Origin of the sequence: Streptococcus handemini, from assembly GCF_040984445.1 — a bacterium.
Taxonomy (GTDB): Bacteria; Bacillota; Bacilli; order Lactobacillales; family Streptococcaceae; genus Streptococcus; species Streptococcus handemini.
The window spans coordinates 1-10,132 of record NZ_JBFRYH010000013.1 but is presented as its reverse complement, the minus strand read 5'-3'; the positions used below and the strand labels follow the sequence as shown (position 1 = coordinate 10,132).

Below are 10,132 nucleotides of genomic sequence, written 5' to 3'. Positions count from 1 at the left end.
CCTCTATTCCGTTAGAGGTAGCCTAGTGTCACCTGCTTTATCAGTGATGATAATGTTTGGAAGCTGACATGACAATGTAGCCCTCCACGAAAGTGGTGAAGTCGAAGCTGTGAAGCAAAGACGAATCTGCTAGCAACAATGCGGTTAGGGAGCTAGGCTTGAGTAGTATGGCTAACATAAGTGAACTGTCATGTAAACGTCGTAACGTCTAACGAGCCAAAGTTGCTGAGAGGCTCCAACCCAAAATGGGAAGCGGTCAGTTAATTCTCTCCATGGTAGAATTACACGGATATAAGCACCGTCGGCGAATGAGACAGAGCCTAACCTACTCTTGTTATCTATGTGGAACAAGGTAAGCCTGTATCTCTCCTAAGAATTTAGGAAAGTATTTCGTAAGAAATACCGATAGAGGTGCAGGTATAGGATTGTAGAAAAAGCGAATGTCATTTTGTAATGAAATGAATAGGGGTTCAAAATTTGCCCTAACCCGAAAGGGTGCAGACTTCTACGTAAGGTAATTCTTTACAAGAAACTTATAGAATTTTTGAAAGGAGTAAAGCAAATGAACGTTAATAAAAAGACGTGTGCAACTACTGATCCTAGTTCCGCATGGAAATCCATTGACTGGAACAAATGCGAAGCACAGGTTAAAAAACTACAAGAACGTATTGTAAAGGCTAGAAAAGAAGGTAGACACGGCAAGGTAAAATCCTTGCAATGGATACTGACACACTCTTTTGCGGCAAAAGCAATCGCTGTAAGAAGAGTGACAACTAACGAAGGTAAGAAAACAGCAGGAGTAGACAAAGTATTGTGGTCTACAGACAAAGCAAAGTATGAAGCTATTTTAAGTTTAAAAAGAAATGGATACAAACCACAGCCGTTGCGCAGGATATTTATTAAAAAAGAAAATGGGAAATTACGCCCGCTTGGGATACCTACAATGAAAGATAGGGCAATGCAAGCACTCTATTTACTGGCACTTGAGCCAATTGCAGAAGTGACGGCAGACCCTCATTCCTATGGATTTAGGAAAGAAAGGTGCTGTCAAGATGCTATCAGTCAATGTCATACAATTTTATGTCGTGGAAATTCACCTAAATGGGTTTTAGAAGGTGACATAAAAGGTTGTTTTGACCACATTAGTCATGAATGGTTACTCAATAACATTCCTATGGATACCAAAATTTTAAAGAAATGGTTGAAATGTGGAGTTATCTTTAAAGGAGAATTATTCAGAACTGATGAAGGAACAATGCAAGGTGGGATTATTTCACCAACACTTGCTAATATGGCATTAGATGGGCTCGGTGAGTTATTAGCCACTAAAAACAAGAGAGTAAATCGAAAACATGAGAAATACTCTCCAATGGTTAATATGGTGCGTTATGCTGATGACTTTATAATTACGGGTAGAACAAAAGAAACATTGGAAGATATAAAACCAATGCTAGTAGAGTTTTTAAGCGAGAGAGGATTAGAGTTATCGGAAGAAAAGACTTTAATTACACATATTGATGATGGGTTTGATTTTCTTGGTTTTAATATTAGGAAATTTAAAGGTGTACTACTGACACAACCATCTAAAAAGAGTGTGAAGAAGTTCTTAGATAGCATTAGATATGTAATTGATAGCAATAAATCTTGCAAACAAGAAACGCTAATAAGACTATTAAATCCTAAAATAACCGGTTGGGCAAACTACTATCGATGTGGAGCTTCATCAAGAACCTTCCAAAGAATAGATAACCAAATTTTTAGAAAACTGTGGCAATGGGCAAAAAGACGACATTCCAAAAAAGGGAAACGTTGGATTGCGAATAAATATTTTCATTTCTATAAAACAAGACGTTGGACATTTTTAGTCAAGTCTGTTAAGAACGAAAAGGTAGATATATTCCCACTTAAATTTATGTTTGATACTAAAATTATAAGACATAAGAAAATAAAAAGTGAAGCTAATCCATTTGATATAGGCTGGAAATCATACTTTGAAGAACGAATGACCTATAAAATGCTCTTATCACTAAAAGGCAGGAAATCACTCTTGTATATGTGGAACAAGCAAAAACATAACTGTCCACTTTGCAATGAGAAGATAACTGTTGAAACTCAGTGGAATGTACGAGAACAAAAAGAAAACGGACAAATAGTTCGTTATCTTGTACATGATAAATGTTACAAACAAAATCGTTAGTTGACTAGCCGACATCTGTATTGGCAGATGTTTTGAATTGCTTGAGCCGTGTGAGGGGAAACTCTCATGCACGGTTCTTAGAGGGGAAAGGGATAGTAATATCCCCGACCTACTCGACCGTCCCTCTGACATTCAGCAACGCAATGGACGTTTGATTAGACAAGGTAATCTGCACCAAAATGTAGAGATTTATCATTACATAACCAAAGGCTCTTTTGATAATTATTTGTGGGCAACACAAGAAAATAAATTGCGTTATATTAAGCAAATTATGACTTCTAAAGAACCTATTCGAGCAGCTGAGGACATTGACGAACAAACCATGACGGCTTCAGACTTTAAGGCCTTGGCAACTGGTAATCCCTATCTCAAGCTGAAGATGGAATTAGAGAATGAACTGACAGTGTTAGAAAGTCAAAAGCGTGCTTTTCATCGCACCAAAGATGAGTATCGTCAGACGATTTCCTATTGCGAGAAGAACCTCCCTGTCTTAGAGAAACGTCTCAGACAATATGACCGTGATATTGCTCAATCCTTGGCAACCAAGTCGCAAGATTTCGTCATGCAGTTTGACAATCAGGCGATGGAGAATCGAGCTGAAGCTGGGGACTACCTGCGTAAACTCATTACCTACAACCGTTCGGAAACCAAAGAAGTCAGAACTCTAGCTACCTTTAGAGGGTTTGAGCTTAAAATGGCGACACGTAGTCCTAGTGAGCCATTACCTGAGACCGTATCTCTAACGATTGTAGGGGACAACCAGTATTCAGTTTCTCTTGATTTGAAATCAGATGTTGGAACCATTCAACGGATAAGTAATGTCATTGACCATATCCTAGATGACCAAGAAAAGACAGAGGACATGGTCAATAACCTAAAGGATAAGCTAGAGGTCGCAAGGGTTGAAGTGGAGAAGGTCTTTTCAAAAGAAGAGGACTATCAGCTGGTCAAAACCAAATATGACCTACTTGCCCCCTTGGTCGAGAAAGAAGCTGACATTGAGGAAATAGATGCAGCCCTAGCTAGATTTAATCAGGACACCTCTCCGCATGAAAAAGAAGAAATATTGCTGGATTTATAAAAATAGGCTGACAAAAAATTTTGAACGCGGTAAAATGAAATCAAGAAATGACAAAGGAGAACAAACTCATGAGCCAAACAGTAGAAGAACAAAGATACCAACTAGAAGAATGGTTAGCACAAGGCTTTACAAGCTCCGAAGACCGAGCTAATTACCAAGCACTAAAAGAACAATACGAAGATGAAACCCTTGATTATAGCTTTTCAAATCGAGAAATCATCAGTCAACTGGAGCTTATCATCACTACTCGTGAGAATAATTTCCCAGACTTAGATGATGTCACAAAGGAAGAGTATCTTGACTTGATTGCCCAACTAGAAGAGTTAGACAAAACACAAGCTGATGCTTATCGTAAGCAGTTAGGATAGAAGGAGAGATTTATGCAAGGCATACTGGAACAAGTCTTACAGGCGGTGTTTCTCATCGCAGTAGTTGGTCTTATCTTTGTCGTTCTCTATCAAATTCTGAAAGCAATCAGTGGCTTCTTTCTTATTGGAATGATTGGTTGCCTTGCTTTTATGGAAGTTTATGGGATTTATCTGTTCTTTACCGAACGGACTCTCTACGTCAAGGATTTCGCGACTAATGGCATTTGGAGTTTTACGACCTTCTATATCGCCTTTAATGTTCTACTTGTACTTGGTCTTGTGATGAAAGTCGTTAGAAGTCGAATGGTATAAAAAATGAAGGACTACCTCAAACTCAGGTAGTCCTACTTTTGTGAAATCTTTACTAGGTATGAATAGAGGTTATAGGGTTATAAGAACTTAGAATTTCCCGTTGCTTTGATTGAGAAACGTGGGTATATATTTGAGTGGTAGAAATAGAACTGTGACCAAGAATTTGTTGGATGTAGCGAATATCCACATCGTTATCTAAGAGCATTGTTGCAAAGCTATGACGAAACATATGAGGAGTAATATTTGTAGTGAGATTAATGTGTCTTCGTACTGTTTTTAAAACTAGACGGATACTCTGTTCAGTTAATGGTTTTTGAGAGTGTTCGCTAGGGAATAGGAAGTCGGTTGAGTGATGGCAATAGTTTGACATATACTTTTTTAGCAGTAGAAAGGTTGTTTCATCACCTAAAAAAATAATACGTTCTTTCTTTCCTTTTCCGAGAATATGGAGTGTTCGATTTGAGAGATTAATATTTCGGAGCTTGATGTGGCAGAGTTCAGAAATCCTAATACCAGTTGAAAGTAATAAGGAAATAATCAGCAAATTTCTTTCAGCTTTTTGTCTTTGGTAATTAGTCTTCGCATTGCCAATTTTCTGTTTTAGATAGGCATAGAGAGTTTTTAAAGTATCATATGGAATTGTTTTAGGTAGTGTTCTATCTGTCCGAAATTGAAAGCGTAATTGATTGAATGGATTGTCAGTAATTAGATTCTGTGACTGTAAATACCTATAAAATACTTTTAAACTGGCGATTTTACGCCGCAGAGTGCTTGTTTTGATACTTGAGGTTGTTAAATCTTCAATATAACTCTTCACACAATCCTGATTAGAATTGTGAAACTGTAGAAGATCATTTTTGTACGCACGCAGTGTGTGTGAACTAAGGCGTTTATGAGTTTTGCAATAATCTAAGTAAGTAGAAATAATAGAATAATCCATGATAGTCTCCTTTAATGATAATGACGCTATTATAGACTGATTTAGATACTTTGTATAGTGATAATAAATTGTTATCGGTAGGAGAAATGTAGTGAATGAAAAGCTAGATTTAGTTGAAATAGAAAAGTTTTATAATGAACACGAAGCCATTTGGTATGATAACTGGTATCGATATACAAATAAATCTATTGAATTATTTTTAAAGAATAATTGCTCTTTTAATAATGATGATATTATTCTAAATGCTGGTTCTGGGGGCAATACATATGGTTTATCGGGTCATACAATCCATATGGATATAGCTGAGAAAACCTTAAGTAGAATTTCTGACAAAATTATCGGAAATATTGAGAATATTCCTATGAGAGATAATTACTTTGATCATATTGTTTGTGTAGGTTCTGTAATAAATTATTGTGATGCTAACAAAGTAATCAGTGAATTTGAACGTGTGTTAAAAGTTAAAGGAACTTTGTATTTAGAGTTTGAACCTAGTGATAGTTTTGAGTATTTCGGAAGTAATAAATACAAAAAATCCGTTTCAATTATAGAAACGGATTACTTAAAGACTAGGCATAGTAATTGGATATTTTCGATAAAGTATATTGAAAATATATTAAAATCTCAGGGGTTTCAAATTGATACCAAATATCAGTTCCATATAATAAGTTCTATCATCCTTAGAATAACGAATAACTACGATCTTGCAGCAAAGTTCACTGGACTAGATAAGATTGTAAGATTTTTTCCAGGAATCCGCAACTGTTCTAGCAATATAATTTTGAAATGTACTAAAATTCACTAGACAGTATCTTTTTTTAGTAAGAATGGGAGTATGCTAACGATTATGCTAGAAATTCCACCAATTATTGGGGTAAAGTTTGTAGTTGTATCAATTCCAAAGAAATTAAATACTTTATAATACGCAATGACAATAATTGGAAAAACGAATATTGATATAAATATAGATGTTAAATTATGGTTTAGTTTCTTTTTAGGTGCAGGTAGCTTTTCAACGCCACCTGCACTTTTGATTTTATCCTTATGAACTTCAACAAACTGCAGTGGTTCAGGTAATTCTTCAAGTTTATTTTGAATACTAGAAAAAGTATTTTGGATCTGATTATTATATCGAAGTCTCTCACTTTCACTAAAAAATGGTACATACCAATTTATATAATATTCAAAATATAAAGATTGGATAATTCTAATATAAGTCTCTTTGGGAATCGTCTTTATGTTAGTATTAGAATTAATCATTAATTTAGCTTCGAAACTGCTAAACTCATTATTAATCCCTAAAGGTGGTGTATGGTAATCAGCATCTATAGTGAAAAAATTCTCTATTGATAGAATAGTTTTAAATATTTTACTCTCATCGTCAACCTCAACTCCGTTATTCTTATTACTGATTTCACAAATGAAATATGTGACCTCTAATAAACTTGATATAAACATTCTCAGTTCATTTAAATAGCTAAGGTAAGTATTATTTTTTCTGTATGCATCTTCGACAGCTATATACTCAATTACAACTGTTTTAGTGGATTTTAAGTATGTACACATTGCTAGGCCAATATTTGTATCGTTTAAGAAGAGAGAGAAAAAGTAGCTCTCAAATTCTACAGTTTTATTATCTAGCCAATATGTTAGCTCGTTTGTGTTTGTTCTAATGTCTGAAGGAGTAACTCTTGAATAAATTTTAACAGAATCAATATAGTCAGTATCGGATGATGTCTTAATTAACTTAATTTTGTAATTATTTTCAAGATACTGGTTGCTCATTTTCATTTCTCCTACCGATAACAATTTATTATCACTAGTATACCATAATTTGTAGTTAATCATATTTTTCTTGTGATAAAATCTCCAAGCTAATCTTGATATGATGTGGCTATCACTAATAAAGGAGTAAGCCATGTTAAACAAAGTAAAGGCTCGATTTCTGATTGGAGTAGGAAGTTTCATTGCAGTAGGCTTTCTAGTCATGATTGGTTATTCGATAGGATCACAATCCGTTTCAAAACAAACCAAGCACCAAATACGAGCAGAAGCAAATAGGCTCGTGACAAAGGAAAAGCAGGAAGAAGAAGCCACAGTCTTATCAGATAATCTTGTCAAAGAATTTCTCACACAATATTTCACCAAGATTCAGCTGGGTGAAAATAACACTCGTATCAAAGCCTACATGACGGATTCAGCATTTTCGGAAGAAGAAGCAAATCAGAATAAAGCGATCAATCAAGTTTATAAAGATTATATGCTTGATTACCGATTTGAATCAGCTAGTATCTATGTCAATACAGAAAGGAATGTTGCACTTGCGGAAGTTTCCTATCAAGTGACCTATGTATCTGATTTGAGTGAGCAACAACAGCGAACCACTCAGACAGAAATTAAGACGGTTATGTTGTCCTACTCCAAAGTTTCCGATAAGCTCCTGGTTAATCAGTTGACCATTTGGAATGGGAAACTAGAGGAATTGAAAGAAGCAACAGATGGGGATAACTCTAGTATTCTAACGCTTCAAGGAACTACAACAAGTGAGAACAACTAGCGGGAGACATTCTTCTGCTTTTTTTATAGGAAGATTAGATGACACGAATTAAAGCAGTTAAACAAAAGTCTATTTTAGATGTGGCTGAAAGTCTGGATTATTCCTTTAGACGTTTATCTGGACAAATTTATGAACACCCAGAACATGATTCCTTTCGGATTTTTGCCGATACCAATACTTTCAAGTGGTTTTCAAGAGATATACAAGGAGATGTGATTGACTTTGTTCAGTTAGTGGCAGGTGTTACTTTCAAAGAGGCTGTGTCTTATCTTGAAACTGGAAATTTTGAACAAGCTAAAGTGATAGAAGAGGTCTCTAAACCGTTTCAGTATTATTTGCTTGAAGAACCCTTTCGACAAGCACGGACCTACTTGAATGATGTCCGTGGTCTAATTGATAAGACGATTAATGCCTTTGGTAGACAGGGATTACTTGCACAAGCTACTTATCAATCGGAACCTGTATTGGTTTTTAAAAGTTATGACCATGATGGAACCTTACAGGCAGCAAGCCTTCAAGGCATTGTCAAAGATGAAGAAAGACACAAACGGGGTTATTTGAAGAAAATCATGAAAGGCTCTCATGGCCACGTAGGTATTAGTTTTGATATCGGTAATCCCAAGCGACTCATTTTTTGCGAATCGGTTATTGATATGATGAGTTATTATCAGCTTCATCAAAAGCAATTATCGGATGTTCGCCTGGTGTCTATGGAAGGCTTAAAATTTGCGGTACTTGCTTATCAAACTCTGCGTCTAGCAGCAGAAGAACAGGGGAAATTGGCATTTCTAGATACAGTAAAACCAAGCAGACTTAGCCATTATCTTAATGCAATCCAAGAGACGACGACTTTTTTCAAACCCATTCAAATATGTTAACACTAGCAGTTGATAATGATGAAGCCGGAAGAGAGTTTTGTCAGAAACTGTCAGACAAAGGACTTCCAATCGCTCAAGATTTGCCTCCATTGCAGGGACTTGAAACAAAGTCAGATTGGAATGAAATTGTGAAACGACAGAAGAAAATATCTTTAAGAAATCTTATCCAGTCAGCCCAAGCACAAGTTATTCGAAATCATCCTCCACCCAAACGGCCGCATTCTTTAGAATTGTGATAATAAAATCAAGAATCTTAACATAAGCTAGAGGGGAACAAGGAGGAATATACTATGAGTGTGATCGAACGTCTGGCTGAGAAAGTAGTTAGACAAGAAGAAAAAGTCTCACGTGAGACCGCAAAATTGGAAAATTATCGTGACCAACTACAAACGGCTATGTACAGCACCTTTATAAAACGACAGCAATCTAGCCATTTGACCTTTCATGAAGCACTAGAACAAGCCTTTGGTAAAGAAACGCCACAACAACTAAATTACAGAAATGAGGATACAGAATGAGTAAAACATGGAATTTCGAGCAGCCACTAGATGATGTAAAACCAACATCTTCAAATGAAGAACGAGCCAAAATCGCAGCACTCTTCCATAAACAGGAGAATCAATCAAATGAAGAAATGGATTACGTAGCTGCTTTTGAAAAACAAAAAATGGGGTCAGAATCTAAAGATGCACGAACGCCCGAATCAAAAGTTAAACAAAGTCAACCGAAGAAAGCAAATATCACAAGTGACTATAAACAGCATTTGGCAGATACCATTTCACAAAATAATAAGGATATTTCGGCCTGTCAAAAGCAAATTGAAGAACTTCATCAGTTGATTGATGAAAAGAAAATCCAAAACAAGAAGTTACAGGCTATTTCAGCAGCCATTGATGATTTATAAGTCAGGTAGTCCTATGCGGGCTACCTTTTTATAATTTAAGGAGTAGATAATGAAATTTTTTCAAAAGAAAACACAGAACCAAGATCGATTTAAACGACTGATCCATCGACTTTCAGAGATGTCAGATATTGAATTAACCAAAGTAGAGCAACTCCTAGATGTGGTTTTTGATCCAGGTTTCAAGCCTAGCAAGAACTTAGAAGTGTCTCGAAACATTACAACCACTGAGGAACAAAGTCTTGATAAGTCGATTGAGGAAGCTAAGAATAAACTTAACACAGAACAACTGGAGAAACGGATCGAACAGTTTAAGCAGGCGAAGAAACCTAAAAACGGATAACGCACCATATTTGGTGCTTCAGATTGAAGACAAAGTCCATAGAATTCATTTTCTAAGGGCTTTTCTTTATAAATAGGAGTATAATGAAAGTATCTCATATGAGGAGGAGAAGAGCTATGCTTCATAAAGAACAACCAGAATATAACCGTAAGCAGTATGGCTTCTATACGCTTGACCAGCTCGTCCCAGAAGATCATTTCCTACGCCAAGTGGATGAGTTGATTGACTTTGATTTCATTTATGACTTGGTTGAAGATATCTACTCTTCTGATAATGGACGTCCAAGTTTAGACCCGATTATGCTCATCAAGATTCCTCTTATCCAATGTTTCTATGGCATTCGCTCTATGCGTCAAACGATGAAAGAGATCGAGGTGAATACCGCTTATCGTTGGTTCCTTGGGTTGACTTTGGAGGATAAGGTGCCGCATTTCACAACCTATGGCAAGAATTACAGTCGGCGTTTCCAAGACAAGCAGGTCATTTCTGCGATTTTTAATCGGGTATTGAGCCAAGCTCTAATGTCTGGTTTAGTTGACCCCAGTGAGATTTTCG

Annotated in this window: 11 protein-coding genes and 2 pseudogenes; 11 read left to right on the top strand and 2 right to left on the bottom strand. The window is 36.2% G+C overall.

The features are described 5' to 3' along the window. The first annotated feature begins 562 nt into the window (after window positions 1-562). From ltrA to ABPH35_RS03260, 4 genes and pseudogenes are all read left to right on the top strand, one after another. Entirely contained in the window at window positions 563-2,197 is a 1,635-nt protein-coding gene (gene ltrA, locus ABPH35_RS03275) for a group II intron reverse transcriptase/maturase (protein WP_349988820.1), read from the top strand. Between the two features lie 118 nt (window positions 2,198-2,315). Next, window positions 2,316-3,278 (top strand): annotated as a pseudogene (locus tag ABPH35_RS03270) (hypothetical protein); the annotation flags it as partial. A 68-nt stretch (window positions 3,279-3,346) separates the two neighbouring features. Then, window positions 3,347-3,646: a DUF5962 family protein gene (locus ABPH35_RS03265; RefSeq protein ID WP_349988821.1), complete on the top strand. Its 300-nt coding sequence runs from the start codon at window positions 3,347-3,349 to the stop codon at window positions 3,644-3,646. Window positions 3,647-3,667: 21 nt separating this feature from the next. Continuing rightward, a complete protein-coding gene (locus ABPH35_RS03260) occupies window positions 3,668-3,958 on the top strand; it encodes a DUF5966 family protein (protein ID WP_349988827.1) in 291 nt (96 codons plus the stop codon). A 52-nt stretch (window positions 3,959-4,010) separates the two neighbouring features. Here the strand turns inward: ABPH35_RS03260 and ABPH35_RS03255 are convergent, their stop codons facing one another. After that, window positions 4,011-4,898, bottom strand: coding sequence for a tyrosine-type recombinase/integrase (locus tag ABPH35_RS03255; protein ID WP_349988822.1), 888 nt, complete (start codon window positions 4,896-4,898; stop codon window positions 4,011-4,013). Window positions 4,899-4,989: 91 nt separating this feature from the next. On the opposite strand from ABPH35_RS03255, the gene ABPH35_RS03250 reads away from it, so the two are divergent. Beyond that, window positions 4,990-5,703, top strand: coding sequence for a class I SAM-dependent methyltransferase (locus ABPH35_RS03250; protein ID WP_349988823.1), 714 nt, complete (start codon window positions 4,990-4,992; stop codon window positions 5,701-5,703). Here the strand turns inward: ABPH35_RS03250 and ABPH35_RS03245 are convergent. After that, a complete protein-coding gene (locus ABPH35_RS03245) occupies window positions 5,700-6,683 on the bottom strand; it encodes a hypothetical protein (protein WP_349988824.1) in 984 nt (327 codons plus the stop codon). The two genes, ABPH35_RS03250 and ABPH35_RS03245, sit on opposite strands and share 4 nt — an antisense overlap. Before the next feature lie 133 nt (window positions 6,684-6,816). Between ABPH35_RS03245 and ABPH35_RS03240 the strand changes: the two genes are divergently transcribed. The 6 genes and pseudogenes from ABPH35_RS03240 to ABPH35_RS03215 all read left to right on the top strand — a co-directional run. Beyond that, window positions 6,817-7,455: a peptidylprolyl isomerase gene (locus ABPH35_RS03240; RefSeq protein WP_349988825.1), complete on the top strand. Its 639-nt coding sequence runs from the start codon at window positions 6,817-6,819 to the stop codon at window positions 7,453-7,455. 38 nt (window positions 7,456-7,493) lie between these two features. Further along, window positions 7,494-8,569, top strand: a pseudogene (locus ABPH35_RS03235) (DNA primase). Window positions 8,570-8,623: 54 nt separating this feature from the next. Then, window positions 8,624-8,851: a DUF5965 family protein gene (locus tag ABPH35_RS03230; RefSeq protein ID WP_349988826.1), complete on the top strand. Its 228-nt coding sequence runs from the start codon at window positions 8,624-8,626 to the stop codon at window positions 8,849-8,851. Next, window positions 8,848-9,237: a DUF5945 family protein gene (locus tag ABPH35_RS03225; RefSeq protein ID WP_368849594.1), complete on the top strand. Its 390-nt coding sequence runs from the start codon at window positions 8,848-8,850 to the stop codon at window positions 9,235-9,237. Before ABPH35_RS03230 ends, ABPH35_RS03225 begins: the two co-directional genes overlap by 4 nt. A gap of 49 nt (window positions 9,238-9,286) precedes the next feature. Then, entirely contained in the window at window positions 9,287-9,577 is a 291-nt protein-coding gene (locus ABPH35_RS03220; protein WP_349989679.1) for a hypothetical protein, read from the top strand. Between the two features lie 116 nt (window positions 9,578-9,693). Further along, window positions 9,694-10,132: transposase (locus ABPH35_RS03215; RefSeq protein ID WP_368849593.1), on the top strand; the 439-nt coding region annotated here is incomplete at its 3' end.

Coding starts and splice junctions, on each gene's coding strand:
- ABPH35_RS03255 (WP_349988822.1), bottom strand. CDS start 4,898: ATGGATTATTCTATTATTTCTACTTACTTAGATTATTGCAAAACTCAT.
- ABPH35_RS03225 (WP_368849594.1), top strand. CDS start 8,848: ATGAGTAAAACATGGAATTTCGAGCAGCCACTAGATGATGTAAAACCA.
- ABPH35_RS03220 (WP_349989679.1), top strand. CDS start 9,287: ATGAAATTTTTTCAAAAGAAAACACAGAACCAAGATCGATTTAAACGA.
- ABPH35_RS03265 (WP_349988821.1), top strand. CDS start 3,347: ATGAGCCAAACAGTAGAAGAACAAAGATACCAACTAGAAGAATGGTTA.
- ABPH35_RS03230 (WP_349988826.1), top strand. CDS start 8,624: ATGAGTGTGATCGAACGTCTGGCTGAGAAAGTAGTTAGACAAGAAGAA.
- ABPH35_RS03245 (WP_349988824.1), bottom strand. CDS start 6,683: ATGAGCAACCAGTATCTTGAAAATAATTACAAAATTAAGTTAATTAAG.
- ABPH35_RS03240 (WP_349988825.1), top strand. CDS start 6,817: ATGTTAAACAAAGTAAAGGCTCGATTTCTGATTGGAGTAGGAAGTTTC.
- ltrA (WP_349988820.1), top strand. CDS start 563: ATGAACGTTAATAAAAAGACGTGTGCAACTACTGATCCTAGTTCCGCA.